Annotated in this window: 16 protein-coding genes and 1 pseudogene; 5 read left to right on the forward strand and 12 right to left on the reverse strand. The window is 52.1% G+C overall.

The annotated features are described in order from the left end of the window. Nucleotides 1–361: 361 nt before the first annotated feature. From HQN87_RS24055 to HQN87_RS24070, 4 genes are all read right to left on the reverse strand, one after another. The gene (locus HQN87_RS24055; protein ID WP_173138494.1) at nt 362–1,711 is read right to left on the reverse strand and encodes an FAD-dependent oxidoreductase; all 1,350 of its coding nucleotides are present in this window, start codon (nt 1,709–1,711) and stop codon (nt 362–364) included. A gap of 23 nt (nt 1,712–1,734) precedes the next feature. Next, a complete protein-coding gene (locus HQN87_RS24060; RefSeq protein WP_173138496.1) occupies nt 1,735–2,487 on the reverse strand; it encodes a response regulator transcription factor in 753 nt (250 codons plus the stop codon). 287 nt (nt 2,488–2,774) lie between these two features. Beyond that, entirely contained in the window at nt 2,775–3,503 is a 729-nt protein-coding gene (locus tag HQN87_RS24065) for an HAD family hydrolase (RefSeq protein WP_173138498.1), read from the reverse strand. Nucleotides 3,504–3,698: 195 nt separating this feature from the next. Beyond that, entirely contained in the window at nt 3,699–3,956 is a 258-nt protein-coding gene (locus HQN87_RS24070; RefSeq protein WP_173138500.1) for an AbrB/MazE/SpoVT family DNA-binding domain-containing protein, read from the reverse strand. Nucleotides 3,957–4,297: 341 nt separating this feature from the next. On the opposite strand from HQN87_RS24070, the gene HQN87_RS24075 reads away from it, so the two are divergent. The 3 genes from HQN87_RS24075 (at nt 4,298) to HQN87_RS24085 (ending at nt 6,131) form a co-directional block, all read left to right on the forward strand. Continuing rightward, entirely contained in the window at nt 4,298–4,717 is a 420-nt protein-coding gene (locus HQN87_RS24075; RefSeq protein WP_173138502.1) for a MarR family winged helix-turn-helix transcriptional regulator, read from the forward strand. 452 nt (nt 4,718–5,169) lie between these two features. Then, entirely contained in the window at nt 5,170–5,820 is a 651-nt protein-coding gene (locus HQN87_RS24080; RefSeq protein ID WP_173138504.1) for a hypothetical protein, read from the forward strand. Between the two features lie 2 nt (nt 5,821–5,822). Beyond that, complete coding sequence (locus HQN87_RS24085) at nt 5,823–6,131, forward strand: hypothetical protein (RefSeq protein ID WP_173138505.1); 309 nt, start codon at nt 5,823–5,825, stop codon at nt 6,129–6,131. A 161-nt stretch (nt 6,132–6,292) separates the two neighbouring features. On the opposite strand, the gene HQN87_RS24090 is transcribed toward HQN87_RS24085, so the two are convergent. The 4 genes from HQN87_RS24090 to HQN87_RS24105 all read right to left on the reverse strand — a co-directional run bounded on the left by HQN87_RS24090 (nt 6,293) and on the right by HQN87_RS24105 (nt 13,749). Further along, complete coding sequence (locus HQN87_RS24090; RefSeq protein ID WP_173138507.1) at nt 6,293–8,389, reverse strand: glycoside hydrolase family 36 protein; 2,097 nt, start codon at nt 8,387–8,389, stop codon at nt 6,293–6,295. A gap of 408 nt (nt 8,390–8,797) precedes the next feature. Continuing rightward, a complete protein-coding gene (locus tag HQN87_RS24095; RefSeq protein WP_173138509.1) occupies nt 8,798–10,123 on the reverse strand; it encodes an ABC transporter substrate-binding protein in 1,326 nt (441 codons plus the stop codon). Nucleotides 10,124–10,247: 124 nt separating this feature from the next. Further along, nucleotides 10,248–11,894, reverse strand: a complete 1,647-nt coding sequence (locus tag HQN87_RS24100; protein WP_173138510.1) for a response regulator transcription factor — start codon at nt 11,892–11,894, stop codon at nt 10,248–10,250. Continuing rightward, nucleotides 11,887–13,749 carry a sensor histidine kinase gene (locus HQN87_RS24105; protein ID WP_173138512.1) on the reverse strand — a complete coding sequence of 621 codons (1,863 nt, stop codon included), beginning with the start codon at nt 13,747–13,749 and terminating at the stop codon, nt 11,887–11,889. The genes HQN87_RS24100 and HQN87_RS24105 overlap by 8 nt, the downstream gene beginning before the upstream one ends. 207 nt (nt 13,750–13,956) lie before the next feature. Here HQN87_RS24105 and HQN87_RS24110 point away from each other — a divergent pair, with 207 nt between their 5' ends. After that, the gene (locus HQN87_RS24110; protein WP_173138514.1) at nt 13,957–14,847 is read left to right on the forward strand and encodes a carbohydrate ABC transporter permease; all 891 of its coding nucleotides are present in this window, start codon (nt 13,957–13,959) and stop codon (nt 14,845–14,847) included. After that, nucleotides 14,847–15,683 carry a carbohydrate ABC transporter permease gene (locus tag HQN87_RS24115; protein WP_173138516.1) on the forward strand — a complete coding sequence of 279 codons (837 nt, stop codon included), beginning with the start codon at nt 14,847–14,849 and terminating at the stop codon, nt 15,681–15,683. Before HQN87_RS24110 ends, HQN87_RS24115 begins: the two co-directional genes overlap by 1 nt. Nucleotides 15,684–16,129: 446 nt before the next feature. Here HQN87_RS24115 and HQN87_RS33250 read toward each other — a convergent pair. The 4 genes and pseudogenes from HQN87_RS33250 to HQN87_RS24135 all read right to left on the reverse strand — a co-directional run. Next, nucleotides 16,130–16,415 (reverse strand): annotated as a pseudogene (locus HQN87_RS33250) (transposase); the annotation flags it as partial. Between the two features lie 304 nt (nt 16,416–16,719). Further along, nucleotides 16,720–17,088: a VOC family protein gene (locus tag HQN87_RS24125; RefSeq protein ID WP_173138518.1), complete on the reverse strand. Its 369-nt coding sequence runs from the start codon at nt 17,086–17,088 to the stop codon at nt 16,720–16,722. Nucleotides 17,089–17,178: 90 nt separating this feature from the next. After that, a complete protein-coding gene (locus HQN87_RS24130; protein ID WP_173138520.1) occupies nt 17,179–19,536 on the reverse strand; it encodes a beta-galactosidase in 2,358 nt (785 codons plus the stop codon). A gap of 100 nt (nt 19,537–19,636) precedes the next feature. Beyond that, nucleotides 19,637–21,217, reverse strand: coding sequence for an extracellular solute-binding protein (locus HQN87_RS24135; protein WP_173138529.1), 1,581 nt, complete (start codon nt 21,215–21,217; stop codon nt 19,637–19,639). Between the last annotated feature and the right edge of the window lie 52 nt (nt 21,218–21,269).

Below are 21,269 nucleotides of genomic sequence, written 5' to 3' on the forward strand. Positions count from 1 at the left end.
ACGGTAGGGTTACCCCTGCTGCTCCAAGACTCGCTATTGGTGGCGTGGCTTTCGCCTTTCCAAGCAGGGATTCCACCTGCTAAGTTACTCAACCTAGGCTCGGTCGCTCTATTCTGTACAATTAGAAAGAACGGTAAGTCCCCTTTTGCGGAATATGGGGGATTTTAACTGTATCAAATGCAATTAAAACCTTCGCAGCGCAATAACCGCTCGCTTTAGTTGCACAATACACAGTTAGAGCTTAGGCGCGGGTCTCATCACAGCCAGCCTGCGGCTCAAGCAAGGAGCACGGCATGCTAATCCGAAAGATTAACAGTTCAAGCTGTACATGACATTATTTTTGAACACAATGCTCCGCCCGTTACACTTCCAAATAAGCGCCGTGGGCCACAAGCGTCTCCTGCAGTCTCTTATAGTCCACCTGCTGCACTGGAATTCCTGCTTGCACCGCCAATGCCGCCGCTGTGCCGCCCGCCTGACCGAGAGCGCCTACCGTTGGCGTTGTCCGCACAGCCGCCTGGGCTTCAAAGGTGGCCGAGAGGCATCTTCCGACGACAATCAGGTTGTCGATCTCGCTGGTGATCAGGCAGCGGTAAGGGATGCTGTACATCGCTCCCCATTCCAGATGATCCGTTGCGGTTCCCTCGCCGTCCGGGCTGTGGATATCAATCGGGTAGCCGGAATGGGCGATCACATCGTCGAAGGGCTTCACCGACAGAATATCCTGCGCGGTCAATGTATACACACCCTTGATCTGGCGGGAGCCGCGGACGCCGATGGACGGACCGGTGGAGACGACTACAGAATCTTCAAAGCCGGGAATAACCTTTTTCAGAAAAATCTCCAGCTCCCGGCACTGCTTGCGTCCTTCAACCTCGGCCTCGCTGAGACTCCACGGGTCCGTGCTGTCCTTGCCCAGAATCCGCGTCGTGTTCATAATAATCTCGCCGGGATTACTGGTCTCGAAGAACAGCACATCCTCTCTCGGAATACTGATCTCGCCGCGCGCCTTCGCTTCACGGAACTGCCGGTCGAAGCCGGCAACCGATAATCTTGCCGCCGAGTCCATTACGCTGATATCCTGGTTCATTCGCGGAAAGTCCTCACGATGCTCCCGGATATACGTCTTGATCTTCTCCGTGTCCACTCCCCTCATCTTCATCTTCAGGGTCATCGGCTGCGACTGTTCATCGGATTCGCGCCCTTTGGTGAAGGGAACCCCGGACCATGCGGAGAGATCACCGTCTCCGGTTGCATCAATGAACACATCCGCCGAGATTTCGCTAAGCCCCGCTTTATTGCATAAGGTCAGCGACTCAATCCGTCTGCCCGATACCTTCGCCCCGGCAAGCATCGTATGGTACAGCACCTCGCCTCCGCTCTCCTGCAGCATCAGATCCAGCTCGTATTTCATCGCTTCGGCATCGAACGGTGTCACCGAATAGGTGTAGTTCGTCGCATCCGGGATATGTCCCGGCGATTTGCCCAGCGCCTGTAACCGCTGAATCAGCTCATCGGTAATCCCTTGAATCGCCTGCTTGTTCCCGGCATGAAAAGTCATCATCGGCCCGACCCCCGCAGCCGTCAGGGTTCCGCCGAGGAAGCCTCCTGCCTCGATGATCAATGTTCTGGCACCTGCTCTTGCTGCCGCGATAGCAGCGATGGAGCCGGATACTCCGCCTCCCGCTACAATAACCTCATATTTCCTCATCCTGGTTCCCCTCCTGCTTAATGTTAGCGATTACAATCCGGCTGTTCCCTGAACTGGGAAGGAGTCTTGCCGGTATAGTCCTTGAATACCGCCATGAAATGTTTGGAGCTTAAATAGCCTGACAATTTGGCCACCTCATAGATTTTGAGATTACTCTCCTTCAGCAGCTGCTTGGCCCGGTTCATCCGGCACTGTGAGACATAATCCGTGAAGTTCTGTCCGGTCTCCGACTTGAACAGCACCGACAGGTACTGGTGATTCAGATGCACCTGTTCTGCCATATATTGCAGTGAAATTTCCTGATCCAGCCGCAGTGCGACCAGCTCCTTCACCTTGCGGATCAGCTGCCTGCCCTTCTGGTCTGATTCGCCCTCACCCGGCTGAGCCTCCGGATCACTCTGCGTTCCGTGCCTGCGTTTGAAATCTCCCAGTGCCTGGGCCAGCTCCGTGCGGTCAACCGGCTTCAGCAGATAATCGCTGATGCCGTATTTGATCGCCTGCTTCGCATATTCGAAGTCGGCATACCCGCTCAGAATCAGGATGTACATGTCGGGATACTGGTCACGAATCCGCTTGATCAGCTCCAGACCGTTCATTTCATTCATCCGTATATCCGTGATCAGAACATCGGGCTTCACACTCTTGAGCGCCTCCAGCGCAAGCCGTCCATTCTCTGCTTCCCCTACCACCTGATAGCCGCCGATCACCTTCTCAATCAAATGCTTAAGGCCCGCACGGATCAGAGCTTCATCTTCCACCAGAAACAGCTTGTGCAACCCCATCCCCTCCAAATACAGCATCCGGCCACCGCAACCGCTCCGTCAAGCTCCCAAGGGCTTATCTTTTGTGAAACGCTTACAGTAACAGTATAAAATCTGGGCAGCCGCAAAGAAATGCTCCCCATTCGAGAAAAGGTATGAAATTTCGAGATGTATCCGTACCTTCTCCTTCAGACATCAAACCGGATGCCCTTAACGCCAAGATACGGCGGAAAGAACACCCGGTTTTTCTTAAAATATAAGATTTTTTACAAATAGTGAATACTCACTTCGGTTCTGCCGGATTACAGGACAGGTGCTGCGCTGTTGTCGTATAGCCCAATCAGCTCATCGAAGGAAGAGATAATAACGTCAGAGCCCTTCAGCTCATCCTGCCGCCCGAATCCGGCATAGGCGCAGCCGATGACCGTCTGTCCGTTGCCCTTGCCTGCCTGCACATCCGAGGAACGGTCCCCTACCATCCAGGCGCTGCTGATCTTATGATTGTCCAGCAAAAGCCCGAGCAGCTCAGTCTTCGTTGCCGTCCCTTGTCCGCCTGCACTGTAGAGACCCTCGAACAGCTCCTTCAGCTCATGCACGACCACGATGCTGTGGATATAGTCCTCCAGCCCGTTGCTCGCTACGAACAGCTTCACTCCACGCGCGTGCAAGGCACGCAGTGTTTCGACTACCTTAGGGTATAGCACCGTTCCCCCGGCTTCCAGTCCTTCGATCTCCAGCTGCAGCAGCAGCTCATCCGCCCGGCGGTGAACAGCTTCATCCGCTTCCGGCATTACGTTCTTCCAGATATCCGCCAGCAGCATGCCAAGGCTGCCGAGTATACGCTCCTCCGGCGGAGTCGGCCCGGAATGCAGCCCCTCCTCCCGCAGGATATCAAACATTCTATGATAGGCTGGCAATAGCAGGCTCTCCGTCTGGAATAGCGTTCCATCCATATCAAATACGATAGCTTCCGGCTGGTTTAATTGCGGCAGCGGTTTGTTCCCTGCCTGTGTCTGTTCTTCGTTGCTCATGAGGTGACCCATCCCTTCCAAATTGTTCTGCATGTAACATGATAAAGGAAAGCAGTATGTATTGTCTAACTGCCGTCTTTGTTTTGCAACATATATTGCAACACATATATAGAAGGGACCGGAGTGCAGACACTGTTAAAGTGCCTGCGCTACGGTCCCTTCTATTCATACTGCATCCAGCTTCAGAACATTAACTTAGATGTTGTCGAAGCTTGAGATCAGTTCATCGAGAACATCTTTACTGACCATTTTACCTTTGAAGTTGATCAGGTTCTCGGCACTTCCGGAGAAAATGCAGGTAGGTTCATATTTTCTGAGAATGATCTTTTCGCCGTCCACAAAAATTTCGAGCGGATCCTTTATGTCAATTCCCATTGTTCTGCGCAGTTCAATCGGAATCACAATACGTCCCAGTTCATCTACTTTTCTCACAATACCTGTTGCTTTCATCATTATGCATCCTCCCTTGAAATAACACTTGGATCATCATTCGGTGTTAAAAGCTATCAAAGCTTCTAAATAGTAGAAATGATTACTCTATAATTGCATTGTAAAGTGCTATTTCTTTCCTGTCAATTTTATTTCTACATCTTTTGATATTTATCGACAAATAATTCGACAAAGTTTAGAGTTTTTTCGACAAAACTATAACTGAAACACTTTTATATCCATTTTATTCTTTTATAACTATTTTTCCAAACGGCTGATCCTTTAGAACTATATCCTTCCTTCACTTGACAAAAAAGTTATATCATCTATATATTTTACTTACCATACTATATTGGAGTGTTTCCATGAGCAGAGAAGCAGAGAAAGAACAAGCCATCTATAAGGTCATGGATCATATGGCCAGCGTGCAGCAGAAGTCACAGGCTTTCGTAGAACTGATCACGAAGAGAGGGGCGCTGTCCCAGAATCAGATTATGCTGATGTTTCAGCTGCAGCTCACCGGCTCCCTTAATATTACGGACATTGCAGAGAGACTCGTGATTACCCCAGGAGCCGCTTCCTTCATGTGCGATAAGCTGGAGGATCTGGAGTATATCGAGAGAATACGCACCAAGGAAGACCGCAGAGTCGTGAATATTGTTCTTACCGAACAAGGCAAACAGCATAATCTTTCGTTGTTCGACACCTTTGAGGTGGCAGACCTGGGCAAAATTTCAATGACCTTGCAAATGATTGATGATCTGATGGGCGGGATCGTCCAGTAATTCCGTGGGTTTAACATTCTGCCAATATAAGACACACTTAAGTTTTGAACTTGAAGCTTTATCGTCACTGCAGTGAACATTTGGACTTCCGGCCGCTGTTGTCACCAGATTTCTTGATTAATACCGCTCTTCGCGGTGGAAATCCGGGGACTGCTGCTGCTTACGATGCGAGCTTTCCTACGGAAAGCTTTCAGGCGGTCGCTACCGCTCCTCCAGTTCCAAATTTCCCCTCCGCTTCTTTTGCTTTTTGTTTTTTTCTTTAGTGCTTCTTATATAGACTGCATTTCCTCAGGAAATGCAGTTTTTTGTGCAGATATTTGTGCAGATGTAGGTATTCACAGGCTTCGCCCGAACCCATTTTCTTCTTGAGCATAATACTATATTGATTATATATTACAGTTAATATATATTATAGTTACTTAACTATATATGAAACGGCGGTGTATTCGACTATGCCTGTACTGAATCCTCCTGCGGGAAACACGGAACCGCTCAAAATCTACGGTTCCCGGATCTGCCGGGGAAATCTGGACGCCTCCATGGTGGAGGTGCTGGGCCATCTGCATGTCAGCGGGGAGCTGATAACCTCACGGCTGAAGCTTAAGGGGGAATGCTCTATCGGCTTGACTTGCAACGCGCAAGAGATCACCAGCCTTGGAAGTCTGCGCGTTCACGACCTTCAGGCAGTGAAGGTAGTCTCTGACGGATATTTGTCTGTGACCCGGGTCGCTGCCGCAGAGGAGTTCCTGGCAGATGGCTGTGTGCGGATAGACCGCTTATCCTGCAAGACACGCATCAGCATCAAGCTGGGCACCTTATGCAAGGTCAGACACCTGATGTCTGAGGGCGCAATTATTGTCTCTCCTTCTTCCCGGCTGATCCAAATTCCGCTTAACCCTCTTCGGAGGTTACAATGCGAAACCATTGAAGGCGCTGATCTAAGTCTGTACAGAACCTCAGCGGATAACGTAAGCGGAGTGAACGTTACCATAGGCTCCGGATGCGTCATTCAGGAAATCCGTTATAGCGGAACACTGACCCTTCACCCCAAATCACAGGTAGGCAAAATTACTCGGATCAACGACCCGGAAGGGAGGGATTAGATATGAAGCCATTCTCTAAGGTGATGTCTTCTCTGCTGAATGTTCTGGCAAAAGGGGCGATCCTCCTGTTTGTGCTGCCCATCCTGAGCGCCTGGCTCGCTGGCAGCGCCGTATGTGCGGCGATTGCTCCAATAGGAGGGTTGCTGCGGACTTTCGGCGTTACGGCTATAGGAATGCAGCTGACCCCTTATTATTCCGTACCGACCTATCTTAGTCTGCCCTTCAGCTTATGCCTGGCGCTTCTCCTGGCCTTGTCCTTCTATTACACCCGGCGTTTGCTGTGGAAATGTATAAGCTTTCTTAAGGCTTGAACTGCCTCCGCCACTTTTCCCTGGCTGTATATTTTCAAGCTCAATCTAATAGGGGTATTCCAGCAGCCTTGACCCGCTCTGGAATACCCCTGTAGTGATTCAGGACAATCTAAGTTTGCCTCGTGTTCTCATCTTGGTGTACCCGGATTATCGTGGTTGTTCTAAGAACGAAGCTCGAAGAGTCTCGCGGTCTTGCCCGGCGGCAGAGAGACGCTCAGGCTGCCCTCCGCAGCGTCCCAGCTCCACTCCGCCCCGTGTTCCTTAGGATAAGCACAACGGGCTTCTGCGTTGTCTCCCCGCAGCTCAGGAATAGGCAGCTTGATGCCAGCTGTCTCCCCGGCAATCCGCCATACCGCAATATAGCGGATATCTCCATGATGCAGACCCAAGCTGACAAACTCTGCCCCGTTGTCCGGCAGGCCCAGCGGCCAGAAGGCGAAGGCCTGCGGGATATGGGCGCGGATGGATTTGTAATACTCCAGCGCCTCCTTCACAAGCAGCCTGCGCCCCGGTGTAAGCTCGGCCAGATGGCCGCTCTGGTGGACGCGGAGCAGCAGCGCATTGACCATATTGAAGATGACCTCTTCATCATCCCCTTCGCGCAGCGGATACGACCAGACCGCCGATTGCTCCGGAGTCAGCGCCGCCGGTGAGCCTGCGGCAATGGCTGCATACTTCACATAATCCTCCTGATCACTGGTGGATTGGATACTGTAGCGGCTGAGCATGGCGTAGTCCATCCGCATTCCGCCGCTGGAGCAGTTCTCGATGACGAGCTGCGGATAACGGGCGAAGATGCTATCCAGCCATGCCAGATAGGCGCGGTTATGCTGTAAGAGGCCGTCCCCGAAGCTGTCAGCATCCGTCTCTGTGCCAATCCCCGCATTGATGTTATAGTCCATCTTGATATACCCGACCCCATAGTCCTCTACCAGCCGGGCAATTACGCTGTCTGCATGTCTGATCACTGCCGGGCTGCGGTAATCGAGCTGATAGCGGCTGCGGTCCTTCACCCGCTTGCCGTGACGCATGAAGAACCAGCTGTCATCCGTTTCCGCAAGCTTCGGACTGTTGATCCCCATAACCTCCAGCTCCAGCCACAGACCCGGTATCATCCCTTTGCCGCGGATATAATTCAGCACGAACTTGATACCTTCCGGGAACCGCTCGATGGACGGCTCCCACTCGCCGACACCGTCCCACCACTCACCGGGAGCATACCAGCCGGCGTCGATGCAGAAGTATTCACAGCCGACATCGGCAGCGGCATCAATCAGCGGCAGCAGCTTCTCTGTCGTCGGGCTCCCCCACAGGCAGTTCATGTAGTCGTTAAAAATAATCCGCAGCAGCTCATTATCCTCATTCGGTCTGCGGATGATCCGCCGGTACGCTGTTAGCTGCTCTGCCGCTCCCTGGAAGCCGCCCTGCACAGCGCCTGCGGCTACCGGCACAGAGGTGAATTCTTCGCCCGGGGCCAGCTTCAGCCACCAATGGTTGTCATGCTCTGTAGGTCCGCTGACCAGCAGCGTGAGCTGGTCAACCTGATCCGTCAGCTCCCAGTGCCAGGAGCCGTTATGCTCAATCTGCCAGAACAGGCTTGTCCCGCTCTCTGTGTTCTCCAGCACTGCCATCGGCAGCAGCTCAGCCGCCGACCAGGAGCCGGTATTGCTGGCGGCAATGCGCTTAGACCCGCGGTCAGCCAGGTGAGACATGCCCAGCTCAGGCAGGCTGTAGCTCTTCCATTGCAGCTCACTCTGCCACCCGCTGTGAGCAATACTCACTTTGATTTTGTCATTTCGGTCTCTGCTGCCCTCTTTATCTACCCCGGTAAGGGCGAAGGAAGACAGGTACTCTACCGCAGCTTCGTTAGCCCCGTCATTGCGCAGTACGGTCCAGGAACGTACAATCTGCACACCTGTATAGAACTGATAGTGCTGGACCGCCTTCACGCCCGTGACCGGATCAGTCAGCGTGATCTCAAGCTTCCGTCCCAGCGGATTAACGGTATCCCTATGTCCGTCATACACCATGCGCAATCCCGGATACGAGGCACGGTGCGTACGCCCGTGATATTCCGCCCGGTCTTCGCCCGATAATTGCAATTCCAGCAGCCGGAAGCCCACCTTACGTTCCTCATCAATACTCCCCGGTTCCAGCGGTGCTGCGCCGAAATGCAGCAGCCGTACATCCTGCTCCTCTGTAATTTCTATGGTAAGATAAAGCCCGTTCTCGCTTATTTCTATGAGCTTGCTGTCCATGTCTAATTTGCCTCCTTACAAAGGTAGTTATCTTTAATCTTTAATCTCTTATCTCTTATCTCTTATCTCTTATCTCTCTGATCTCTTTGGTTTTCTTGTTTCCCTGCCCATCCTGAATATAAGGTCTTCTCTTATATTCGTAATCCCTGAATTTTTGTGCAGCCGCATAAGTGGCGAAGTAACGGAGGGAGGTTTGGAATTGGAGGAGCGATAGCGCCCGCCTTTGTCTCCGGATTTCAACCGCTGCAAGCGGTATAATTCAGGAAATCTGGAGACAACAGCGGCCGGAAATCCAAAGCTCCCGGAGTTACGTCCAGCCACTTGAACACCGCTCGCTCCAAAATTCGATGTTACATAGAAAGAAGGCCCCCTCAGTAATAAAGGAGGCCGTCCCGGGACTAATAACTCTTATTGTGCGGACCCGAATTGAATCCAGGCCTTCTGAATTTCGTCAATTGCTTGATCCTTGGTCTTGCTGCCGCCGATATAAGCCTGCATCAATTCACCGAATTTCTGGTGGAACGTATCCAGCGAGTAGTTCACCGACAGGTCGCCGGATTTCTCGGTTTTGAGGATTTCTTCCATTTCCTTAGGCATTTGCAGGTCAGGCATCGGTGCATCCTTGATTGGAGGAATAACCTTGGCTACTGAGGAGAACCAGCTCTTGCCATACTCGGACGTGTACAGCCAGTTGAAGAATTCAATCGTCTCAGCGGCTACAGCAGAATCCTTGTTAATGCGCAGCGCCTGGTCAGCACCGGTGATAATCTGGGACTGCTCTGCTTTGTCGCTGACCGGATAGCCGGCGATGCCGAGATCGAAGTCAGGGGTGATTTTCTTGATCGCTTCTTCATCCCATGCGCCCTTACCGGTCATGAAGGCTGTTTTGCCAAGGGCAAAGTCACTGACTTCAGCATTGCTGTCGCGTTCCAGCGGCTTGTCCGTACCGTGCTTAACCGTCGTATCAATGAAGTTGAAGAAGTTGTCGCTTAATACCGGATGATCCTTGAAGGTCGTCTTGCCGGCGATGAAGTCAGCTACAAGCGTCTTGGCATCGGTGCCTGCATCTGTTGCCGCAGCGTCAACGAAGTGCTGGAAGATATGCTTCCATACCCACCACTCTTTATAAGCGTTGGCGAAGGGCGTGATGCCTTTCGCTTCGAGCTTGGTGATGACGTCATCCATTTCAGCAGTAGTCTTGGGAACCTCAGTAATTCCGGCGTCTGCCAGCAGCTTCTTGTTGTACATCAGGACGAACAGATTGCCTTTGACCGGCAGTCCGAGTACCTTGCCATCCGTAGAGCTCATGTTGGAACGGACCGCATCTGTCATCGCTGCAGCCAGCGGTTCATTGGTCAAGTCTGCACTGTATTCGGCAAACGTGTCGATATCGCCGCCCGCAGTGGTCTGGAACACATCCGGTGTGCTGCCTGCAGCAATTTTGGATTTCAGCACCGTATTGTAGTCAGCCTGCATAATTTCCAGATTGATCGTTACATTAGGTTTTACTTTCTTGTATTCGGCAATATAAGCATTGAAGGCCTCAGTGTATTCAGGAGATGCGGTGAACATATTAATGGTGACCGGCTTGGAAGAATCAGTAGGCGTATTGCCTGCTCCATTTGTTCCACCCGTGTTGTTAGCGGCATTATTGGTGTTATTTCCGCCGCAACCGGCCAGCAATCCGCCTACGAGCAGCAGACTCGCAGATAGTGCCATGAATCGTTTTAACATGATGTTGCCCCCTTTTTCCTTATGCATCTTGTGGTCTTGCTCATCATTCTAAATAAAAAGAAAAAGGATAAGAATGTACATAAGTGAACTGATGAGGGTAAAAAAGTGTGTTCATGTAACCGTTTCACTTTTCTACCCCTGGCCGCTGCAGCCGGAATTCAGAAGGTGAGCAATCATAGTAATTGCGGAACGCCTTGCTGAAATAGTTCTTGTCCTTATACCCCAGCATCTCGGAGATATCCTGAATTTTGAGGGCCGGATCGGACAGCAGCGCTTTGGCTTTGTCCATTCTTACCTTCTGCACATACTCGTGAATGCCGTATCCATATTGTCCCTTGAACAGCTTCATCAAGTATTCTCTGCTCAGGAAATATTGTTCCGTGAACTTCGATATCTTAATATCCTCAAAATAATGGTTATCAATGTATGCTTTAATATTTTCCAGCACACTGCCGCGGTCTGCGGACATCGTCCGGCTGATCTGGCCTGAATAAAGGTCAAAGATTCCGTTAAGCACGCCCCCGAACTGCTCAAAGGAGGCAAAGTCACTGCTGATTCCAGAGGAATGTAGACCGCCATCCTTCCCGCTGCGGATCTGCGGCGGCACCGCATCCAGCGAGGCGGCAATCTCATTCAATACAAGCACGAACCCCTGCAGGGTTCTGTCCGCCTCCCCGAGCGTGAACACCTCTGCCTCCTGGCATTTCCGGATGAATTCGCTCAGAATACTCCGTGCATGGTTAACGTTCCCGCTCTCCAGTGCGCTGCGGATCTGCGGCATCCGTCCGGTCAGCGAGGGATTATCCCGGGATACCGGCTTAGCAGACCCGCCCTGCCGGATCAGACTGCCCTTTAAGCTGAGCAGATCCATACTGTCCAGGGCCTCCTTGGCCTGCTCATAAGACCCGGCAAGGCTAAGCGAATCGCTGCAAGGCTCCCCTATGCCGCCTGCACAGATGATGCCGAACAACTCCTTCAGGGTAGACGCCGCTCTCTTCATATGGTGCAGCGACAGGAAGGCTGCATCCTCTTCGTATCCGCCTTTCATCGTGAAGATCGCAATGAACTCCCGCTCTCCTTTGGGACTGGCGAAGCTGAACGACTCGAACTGCCCGTCGCTGTTCTCATTCATTACATTGGTCACGGCAAAATGCAGCAAATCCCGGTCTCCATGGAATCTTTCCTTACGTACCTTCTCCAGATTAAGCATTCGCAGAATGCCGCAAGCGAAGTGGCTGGCCGCTCCGTCAGCACCAATCAGCGGCAGAAAGGCCTCATTGGACTGGGTTTTGAAGCTCCGCTCAATAATCGACACATACATTTTCTCCTTCAGCTTGGGCAACGACATGTTAAGCGTTATATTACGGTTGATGAACTCACTCTCCCGCTTCCGCTTGGCATCCAGCACCCCGACGGCCTTACGCAAGGCCTGGTTGAGGTCTGTACGGTTCACCGGCTTGAGCAGGTAATCCACCACCTTGGAGCGGATCGCCTGGCGCGTATACTCGAAGTCATTGTAGCCGCTGATCACAATCAGCAGCAGATCCGGGAATTCCTGCTCGGCTATCTGCAGCAGCTCGGCCCCGCTTAGCTCGGGCATTTTCATATCCACCAGCACCAGATCGAATCTCTCCCGGCGCAGCATGGCAAGGCCCGCCTTCCCGTCTGTCGCCTCCAGAACCTCGCTGACACCTATTCCCTCCCAGTCCCCCAGGATATGGATCGCTTCGCGCAGCGGCTCCTCATCGTCAATAATCAGCACTCTATACATGTTGTCCCACTCCTCCCCGCGGCAGCCGCATATCCATTTGTGTTCCCTGTTCCGTGCTATGAATCACCAGGCCCGCCTCTTCTCCATATAAAAGCTTCAGCCGGGTATTCAGATTCTTCAGGCCGATACTCTCATGACCGCTCTCTTCCTCTGTATCCGAACCGCGGTCCTCCCACTGGATCTGAAGAGAGCTCATGACCTGCTCCAGCCGCTCTGCGCTGATGCCCGGCCCGTCATCCAGCACCGAAATAATGCTGTGTGTCTCGGTGACATGCGCCTCAATGCGGATCGTAACCGTGCTCGATACCTTCTCCAGCGCGTGCTTGATGCAGTTCTCGACCAGCGTCTGGATCGACAGCTTGGGTATCCTCAGCTCCATCAGACTGTATTCCCAGGCATACACCACCTGCATCCGGCTTCCGAACCGCGCCTTCTGCAGCGCCAGATACCGCTCGATATGCCGCAGCTCCTCCCTGGCCTGGACGACATCCCTGCCGCTAATACAGTACCGTAAGGTTAGGGCCAGGTTGTCCACCATCTCGACAATATCATCATTGTTGTTCTTCAGCGCCTTGGTAGAGATCGCCTGCAGCGCATTGTACAGGAAATGGGGATTAATTTCAGCCTCCAGTGCTTTGAGGACGGCATTTTTTTCAGTGATTTTCATTTTGTAGCGTTCATTGATCAGTTCATTCGTATTCTCGACCATCTTGTTGAAATGGCGTGACAGGTAAGCGATCTCATCCTTGCCCTCAACGGTGGCCTGGGCGTCGAAGCTCCCGGTACTGAACCGTTTCATCTGCAGCGACAGGTTCTTCAGCGGATGGGTAATCCGGTTGGAGGTGAAGCTGACCAGCACCACAGATACGATCAGGAACAGCAGGCCAATCGCTACACTTAACGTACGCGTTGTTGTCGCTGCTTCATAGATTTTGGAGTAGGGAATCGGCTTGACGAGCTTCCAGCCTTCCTTTTGGCTGATGTCGTAGATCACCAGGTACTTCTGCTCCTTGTCGGACCATGTTACACGCCCCTTCTGTGCCGGTGTCAACAGATCACTCAGCCCCGCTTCCCGGCTCTCCCGGTAGAATTCCTTGTCATCCACCATGAACGGTTCATTATCCGGGCTGATATACATCAGATGCTCTCCGGTGCTGAACGGGATGTCCCGCATTATCTCATCCGTCACCGAGGAATTCAGGTACAGCGATAACACCGCCTGCGGCTCCCGGGAGACGATGGAGCGTATCAGCCGGTGATAGCCCATGAAGACCTTGTCTTTGTTAACGGGATAATCTGCACTATTCTCCAGAACGGGACTTGCCTCTGCAAAAGACTGATATGAACGGTTATACGGACTCTCCAGCGCCCGCTTGTACCAGGGCAGGTTCCCGATGGGCGGATGTTCGGACACCCGGACGGTAATATTATAATTCTCCTTGGTGACATAATAATACTTCTGCTCCTTGATCACATACAGGTATACCGCCTCCAGATCATTGCGGGAGAAGTAGAGATTCCTCAGGTAATCCTCCACATACATCCGGGAGCTATAGTCCTCCGATTCATGCAGAAGGGCATAATTGAACTCATCATAGGAGATCTGGGGCAGGGACAACTGCTCGATCCCATTCAGGTAACTCTCCAGATTACGGCCAACCAGCAGCAGGTTATTCCCCGTACTTGCAATGCTGTTATTCACCGATTCCCGCTGGAGCATTCTATAAGAAATGTATGTAAGTGAACTGACCACCAGGATGATGATAGCCGTAAACAACAGAATCAGCTTGTTGACCAGACGACGGGAAATCCGCTCCAGCAAAGGCTCTATCAGCGTATACCAACCTTTTTTCATGATGTCCTCCGTCCTCCCTGGCGCCCGTTTCAGGCGTCTTTTTTGCCTCCGCAGTCCGTTCACCTTTTTACCCTTAACTGTACTCTTAAATCCATTTTTGAGTATAGGGGTCTGCTCTATAATACACAATATAGACTAACCGGAATGGTTAAGTGTGGCAAGCCAGGCACAATACTCCCACCCTATAACTCAAGAAGAGGTGCATCCATGTTAAAAAGACTCGGAAAAGAATGGCGCGAGAAATTCGAATTCGGAATCTTCACACTCCCGGTTCTAATCTGTATCGCTGTAGCCTTCTATATTCCCTTTGCCATGACCATCCGCTATTCAATGACCAAGTGGAACGGGATTTCCAAGCATCCCAAATTCGTCGGCCTGGATAACTTCAAGCAGATCTTCTCAGGCGATACCAACTTCTCTGATGCCGCCTGGTTCACGATTAAATATGCAATCCTGTACATTGTGATCGTCAACGTGCTGGCGATACTACTGGCGGTCCTGCTGGACATGAAGCTGAAGAGTACCTCCTGGCTGAGAGCGGCCTTCTTCATCCCTTATATCCTCAGTCTTGTCATTGTCGGCTTCATCTGGAAATTCATCTTCATGCAGGGCTTCAACTCGCTGGGCGAGAGCACCGGCTGGGCCATCTTCGACTTAAGTTGGCTTGGGACACCGGGACTGGCCTTCATCTCCATCCTGGGCGTATCCATCTGGCAGTCCATCGGGTTCTATCTGGTCATATACATTGCCGGTCTGCAGTCGGTGCCTGAAGATCTCAAGGAAGCCGCTACGGTAGACGGGGCCGGACCGATGAGAAAATTCTTCAGCATTACGCTGCCGCTGCTTGCTCCGTCGATCACGATCTCCGTCTTCATGGCGCTGACTAACTCGATCAAGGTGTTCGATGTCATTCTGTCGCTGACGGGCGGCGGTCCCGGCGGAACCACTTACAGTATCGCTTATGATATCTACCGGGATACCTTCCAGAACAACCTGTACGGTTATGGTACAGCCAAAGCGCTGATCCTGTTCCTGGCAGTACTAGTCGTAACAATCATCCAGCTGACAGTCTTCAAACGGAGAGAGGTAGAGGCCTAATGAAAACAAACCATAACAAGGCGGGCAAGATCATCCTGGAAGTTGTCCTGGTCCTCTTGTCTCTGCTGTTCCTTTATCCGCTGTTCCTGACGATCATTAACTCGTTAAAAAGCTTCGGCGAGGTCATGACCGACGTCATCGCCCTGCCGAAGCAGCTCACCTTCAGCAACTACTCCTATGTCTGGGAGTTCATCAACTATCCGCGGCTGTTCCTGAATAACTTCATTATCACCGGCGTCGGCCTGCTCGGTATCGTGTTCATCTCCTCCATTGCCGCCTATAAGCTGGCACGGACCAAAACCAGATGGAGCGGCGTCCTGTACTTCCTGTGTATTATGCCGATGCTGATCCCGTTCCAGTCGATCATGCTTACCGTGCTGCAGACAGCCAAGAACCTGAATCTGTCCGAGAGCACTTGGGGACTAGGCCTCTTGTACTGGGGCTTCGGCGCTCCGCTGGCCGTATTCATCTACCACGGCTTCGTGAAGGGAATTCCGACGGAAATTGATGAAAGCGCGACAATCGACGGCGCTTCCGGCTTCCGCTTGTTCTTCAGCGTCATCTTCCCGCTGCTGAAATCGGTCACCACCACCATTGTTATCATTGATGTAATGTGGATCTGGAATGACTTCCTGCTCCCGCTGCTGATGGTGAACGGCTCGCCGGATACGAAGACACTGACGCTGGCTGCTTACACCTTCGTCGGCCAGTATACCTCGGACTGGCAGTATGCCATGACCGCCATGGTAATGGCCGTGCTTCCATCCATCGTTGTCTTCATCTTCCTGCAGAAATACATCGTCAAGGGCGTAGTCGCCGGGGCGGTTAAGGGCTGATTCTGAGCTTGTTGAAACAAGAATGAGGCTGTCCCAAAAGCCATGAAATGGCTGCTTGGGACAGCCCCTTTCTTTTGGAGCAGGATCAATGTATGCACTTGGGGGGCGCTCCGCTGTTTAAATGGAAAAAGTAGCTCATTTAGGTAGCGTCCGCTCAATTCAGGTGCATTAATGCTCTTCATTCGCTCATTTTGCTCCCGTCCACTAAATTCAGGTGTATTAATGCTCTTCATTGGCTCACTTAGCCACAGTCCCCTGAATTCAGGTGCACTAATGCTCTTCATTGGCTCATTTAGCCTCTGTCCACTGAATTCAGGTGCACTAATGCTCCTCATTGGTTCATTTAGCCTCCGTTCCCTGAATTCAGGCCTTTAGATTGCTAATCCTAATCCACAATAAAAGGTTATCATCATGCGTCACCTTCTCCAATCCGCTGGAACAGAAGCGTTCAGCGTGCGGAAGTCGGGTCGCTGTCGTCCGGCCAGCCACATGAAAGGGATGATCTCTCGTACGGCCTTATCGATTTGCCGAGACGAATAGTTTCGCTGAGTGTAAACGTAGATCATGACTTTGGTGAGCATTTTAGGGTGGTAGCTATCGCGGCCGCCGCCGTGATAAGCAGCGTCAAAAATGGCGTCGGCTAGCCGATTGACAGCGGCATTCACGAGCGCGATCGAGGTGATTTTCCGGAATGACTTCTTCCAGGTCCATTGGCAAGCAAAGTGGGTCCATGGACTATTGAATGCACAAAAGAAACCTCTCCTTTGAAATGGTGGTGTGGTAACTCCATTTACCAAAGGATGGTTTCTTTTTGTGATTTTAGAAAGATTTGAAGAACCTTTTCCCGCTCAAACAGCGGAGAGGACGGAACGATTGTGTAAAAGCGTCAGCGGTCGCCTTTGTCCCCGGATTTTCACCGCTAAGGGGAATCAATAAAATCGGGGGACAACAGCGATTGGAACAACGGTCCGTTCACGCAGCGTCCATCCAAGTGCTCACGCTGATCCTGCTCAGCCATTTCATGGCTTTTGGGATATCAACCTTTACTATGAAGGGTAATCTGGTAACCGTCCGGGTCGGCAAAGGTGAAGGTTCGCCCGAAGGGTCCATCTATGGGTGCGGATGTAATCTGTACGCCTGCTGCAACAAGCTTGTCATGGATTGCTTGCGTATCCGGGGCATGAAGCCACAGCGCGACACCCAGTCCAGGCTGAGTACCTGAACCGAGTTCTGTTCCCGGAATCAGGTCACGAAGAGCAAAGGCAATAGGCTTGGTCTCAAAGACCACAGCATGAGGGGGGCCCGCCTGTGAGCGGACAAGCCCAAGATAGTTCTGATAGAATTCAGCAGAGCCTTCAAGATTGCTCACTTGAAGTGAAATAAAGTCGGGTCCAATTACTGACATAATGTCCTCCTTAGAATATGTGGCTGGTTATGTCTTAATTGTACAACCCCGCTACTGACAACGGTATGTCAGTAGCATTCCTTCACTTTTTCATTTCTGCCGTCTAAGCCCGATCCGGTAGACTGGCGCAGCAGTAACGCTGTGGAACACAGCAATAGCTTCCCCCTCGAATACCTTCTCCACCGCCATCGCTGCATCAGCGGCGACAGATACCGCACCTGTGCGGCGCGGCGTGGTCTCCAGCACAATCTCGCCCCGGCGCAGCACATCACGGAACCGGGACAGCCCGATTTCCCAAGGCAGCCCATTGTAGAAATGGTCGTGGAACAGTTGGCCCGCGGCAAAGGCATACCCCACATTCCCTGTATAATCAATACTCAGCAGTACTTCTTCCGCGCCTTCCAATACATCCTCGGGCAGCTGGAGTATCACCTTATGGTCATGGACCCGCCGTGTTGTAAACTCGATGCTCTTCAGCGGAACCTCCACATCATAAGCCTGGAACCAGCCTTCGCTCCGTCCGCTGACCGTAGCGTCCGCCTGTACAGTATTCCACTGCGCTGCATCAGCTCCGCCCGGATATTCACGGAACGTGAATTCATTCTGCCCTGAGCCGATGAATTCAATCCCGTCCGGGGTCTGAGCCGGAGGCACCGGCGAGAACATCACCCGGTTCTGTCCGCCCTCTTCAAGCTCCCATAAGGTTGACGCTTCCTTGGCGCTCATCGCATAGATACGGACTTCTCTGGCGCCGTCCCGCCGGATGACAATCATGGACGACTTGTCGTGCGGAATCAGCACATTGTAGCCGCCAACCTCTGCAACGTCTCCTCCATCGGCAGCCACCTCCAGAATGCCGGCTTCCGCATCAATATGGAACTCACCGTCTACGCCTTCGGGCATGGAGAAGAAATAGGTAGCCGCTTCATCCGTTTCCACAGCCGTTACCGGCTGGGCTGTAGCATACTTAAGATTCAAGCCATCCAGCGCGAAGTTGAACGGAAGCAGGAAGGAAGCCTTGGCCTGGATCGTCAGTGAACTCCGCTGCGGGAAGCTGAGACGCTCCTCTCCAAGCTCTACGGCAAATACAACCTCTTCATGGGTATCCATATCGACATGATCCTGATAATTATTGACGAACAGGAATCCGGACTTGCCATCTGTACGGACCGCATAACGCAGCGTATGTGCATCTTCCGGTGTGATCGCTTCTGCCCCTTCGGGAAGTACAGTCACCATAGGCGCAAGCCGGTCTGCGAACCGGCGGAGGAAATAATGCAGCGGACGAAGCAGATGATTGGATTCGCGGATCTGGCCGAACTCTCCGATTGGCGCCTGGAAGTCATACGTCAGCTTCGGTGTGGTGCTCTCGTTCAGGTATCCGGTTCTGCCTACGGGATTCGTTCCGCCATGGAACATATAGTACCCGATGAAGTTGCAGCCTCCGGCAAGCTTCATTAAGGTCATAGCGATTACACTTTCCGGCTCCACCTGGAACCGGGACAGATACCAGGTCTGCATCCCCCCGCCCATCTCACAGCAGGCGAACGGATATTTCGTCCGCACATACGGCGGGTTGAATTCGCCGCCCGGCGCCTCATCATCATGGAAGTTCACGAATACATATTCCGGAGTCGGCTTCTGGACCTGGTTCGGATCACTGATGCTCCACGGGGTATAAGCATACCCGCCATACAGCGGAAGCACCTCATCCTCCAGGAACGGCGCTTCGCCCCAACCGGTGCTGGTATAGATCGGGGCAATCAGGCCTGAATCCACCGCATACTGCTTAAGCAGGCGCATATGCTCCGAGCCTGCCTCGCCGCTCGCTCCTCCGCTGAGATACTCGTCGCCCTGCTTGGCTGTCTCTTCCCACAATGCGGCTGCAGCATTGAGTTCATTCTCCAGCTGAATGCCGATGACCGGGCCGCCATCCTTGAACATCAGGCCGCGAGCCTCCTTCCCGATCTCCCGGAACAGCCGGTTCACATAGCTCAGATAACCCTCATCATTCGAGCGGACATCGAATTCCCGTCCGAACAGCCAGTCCGGCAGCCCGCCGTTGCGGACCTCGCCGTGGCAGAACGGGCCGACACGCAGAATGACATAGAGGCCGTTATCCCGGCATAGCTCCACAAACCGCCGCAGATTCCGGTTGCCCGCCCATTCAAATTCCCCTTCCAGCTCTTCATGATGGTTCCAGAAAATATAAGTAGCAATCACATTAATCCCGGACAGCTTCATCTTGCGGATCTCGCTCTGCCAATCCGCTTCAGGATAACGGGAATAATGGAATTCGCCGCAGATGGCGAAATAAGGCTTGCCGTTCAGCTCCATATAATAATTGGTGAAGCTGATCTCATCCCCCTGGGGACTGGTTCCGCCCAGACGCAGCGTTGACGGATAGATATTCTTGGGGGCTACCTTAGCCTGAATCGTGTATTTCATGGAAGTTGCTCCTTCGCAGTTAATTTCATACAAACTGCCCCAAAGCTATGCTTTGGGGCAGCCCGGAAGCCGTTACATAAGCTTCTCTCTTATTCAGCTATTATTTCTGAGCAGCCAGGAAGGCGTCAATTTGTTTCTGCATTTCAGTCTGCACCTTATCAAGACCGGCCGATTTCAGCTGCTTGATCAGGTCTGCCTGACCTTTGGCCAGATCATCAATCAATCCGTATTCCAGCGGAATGGCATAACGCAGCATCACGTTACCGATATTCGCTACTTCGTTCTTCACGGGTGTGGAGTCGAAGACGAAGGTCTCCAGCGGGAAGTGATAGATGCTGGACTGCCAGCTATTGAACATGTCATCCGCTTCCTTAGGATAAGCTGCATCCTGACGGTTCAGCGGGGAGTTCCAGCCCCAGTTGGAGAAGCCTGTGTAGTTCGCGGCAGCAGGACCTGCTGTGAACTTCTTGTCGCCTTCCGGATTATAGTTGCTTCCGGCGATACCATACATCGTCAAGTCATGAATTTCCTTGTCATTTTGCAGCAGGTCAATCAGCATCAGCGCACGCTCAGGATTCTTCGAGCTTGCATGGATGGACATTCCGTTCTGGGTTGAGATCGCGGCAATTTTCTTTTTGTCCGGTGTAAGGTCGGCAATCCCCAGCTCCACATCCGGTTTGTCACGGCGCATTTCGGCCAGGTTAGCCGCTACCGTTCCCAGGTTGTGGGCATAAGAGGACACCTTGCCTGCTTTGACATCCTGCCATACATCATTTTTGTTGCTGACTACGTTTTTGGACCATGCTCCATTATCGGCCAGATCTTTGTAGTATTGCAGCAGGGAAGTGAATTCCGGTGTGTCGTAGATATTGAAGATTTTGCCGGAAGCATCGTCCAGCTTGTACGCCAGCGGCAGCAGGCTTGCATCTACCAGGTTAAAGTTGTTGTTCTGCTCCAGCAGCGTCTGATCCAGCTCATGGAACTTCCAGCCGTCTGCAGGCTTGGCACCGAAGGCAGTGATGCCTTTTTCATCTTTGGCAATAGCCTTCAGATAGGTGGCGTACGATTCCGCACTGTTGATTTCAGGCAGATTGTGCTTCTTGCGCAGATCCTCACGGTACAGGACTACCTTGTCGGTTACTTCAACATTGTTGTTCGGAACCATATATAGCTTGCCGTCCACTTTCGCTTGATCCCAGTTCACTTTCGGCATGGCTTCCCAGGTTTGCGGCATATACTTGGTCAGCATATCCTCGGTTAATTCCAGGAATCCGCCTTTGAGTGCCTGATCATTATAGAAGGCCCAGTTCGCAGTGTACACAAGGTCGAAATCTTCATTAGCCGCGAACTTCAGCGGATATTTCTGTGTCCAGTCAGACCAGTCCAGGAATTCCGTTTCCACTGTAGCATTGATTTTTTCTTTCAATTTAGTATTTAGTTCACCGAATACCTTGTCGTAATCGCCAGGCTGTCCGCCGACCAGAATCATTTTGAGCTTAACTTCCTTGGAGGTGTCAGGAGCTCCGGAATCCGTAGCGGTTCCTTCCGATGATGCCGGAGCCTTCGTAGCTTCCGCACCTGTATTCCCGTTATTATTGCCGCCACCGCAGGCACTGAGGACCGTCCCCAGTGTCAGCATCGTTGCAAGCGTAACTGTAAGTTTCTTTTTCTTGTTCATCATGACCTGTATTTCCCCCTTAAGAAAATAGTTGCTTAGGCTTTATATTGATAAC

This window comes from Paenibacillus tritici, assembly GCF_013204885.1.
Classification (GTDB): Bacteria; Bacillota; Bacilli; order Paenibacillales; family Paenibacillaceae; genus Paenibacillus_AQ; species Paenibacillus_AQ tritici.

Coding starts and splice junctions, on each gene's coding strand:
- HQN87_RS24055 (WP_173138494.1), bottom strand. CDS start 1,711: ATGAGGAAATATGAGGTTATTGTAGCGGGAGGCGGAGTATCCGGCTCC.
- HQN87_RS24065 (WP_173138498.1), bottom strand. CDS start 3,503: ATGAGCAACGAAGAACAGACACAGGCAGGGAACAAACCGCTGCCGCAA.
- HQN87_RS24070 (WP_173138500.1), bottom strand. CDS start 3,956: ATGATGAAAGCAACAGGTATTGTGAGAAAAGTAGATGAACTGGGACGT.
- HQN87_RS24075 (WP_173138502.1), top strand. CDS start 4,298: ATGAGCAGAGAAGCAGAGAAAGAACAAGCCATCTATAAGGTCATGGAT.
- HQN87_RS24080 (WP_173138504.1), top strand. CDS start 5,170: ATGCCTGTACTGAATCCTCCTGCGGGAAACACGGAACCGCTCAAAATC.
- HQN87_RS24085 (WP_173138505.1), top strand. CDS start 5,823: ATGAAGCCATTCTCTAAGGTGATGTCTTCTCTGCTGAATGTTCTGGCA.
- HQN87_RS24090 (WP_173138507.1), bottom strand. CDS start 8,389: ATGGACAGCAAGCTCATAGAAATAAGCGAGAACGGGCTTTATCTTACC.
- HQN87_RS24095 (WP_173138509.1), bottom strand. CDS start 10,123: ATGTTAAAACGATTCATGGCACTATCTGCGAGTCTGCTGCTCGTAGGC.
- HQN87_RS24100 (WP_173138510.1), bottom strand. CDS start 11,894: ATGTATAGAGTGCTGATTATTGACGATGAGGAGCCGCTGCGCGAAGCG.
- HQN87_RS24105 (WP_173138512.1), bottom strand. CDS start 13,749: ATGAAAAAAGGTTGGTATACGCTGATAGAGCCTTTGCTGGAGCGGATT.
- HQN87_RS24110 (WP_173138514.1), top strand. CDS start 13,957: ATGTTAAAAAGACTCGGAAAAGAATGGCGCGAGAAATTCGAATTCGGA.
- HQN87_RS24115 (WP_173138516.1), top strand. CDS start 14,847: ATGAAAACAAACCATAACAAGGCGGGCAAGATCATCCTGGAAGTTGTC.
- HQN87_RS24125 (WP_173138518.1), bottom strand. CDS start 17,088: ATGTCAGTAATTGGACCCGACTTTATTTCACTTCAAGTGAGCAATCTT.
- HQN87_RS24130 (WP_173138520.1), bottom strand. CDS start 19,536: ATGAAATACACGATTCAGGCTAAGGTAGCCCCCAAGAATATCTATCCG.
- HQN87_RS24135 (WP_173138529.1), bottom strand. CDS start 21,217: ATGATGAACAAGAAAAAGAAACTTACAGTTACGCTTGCAACGATGCTG.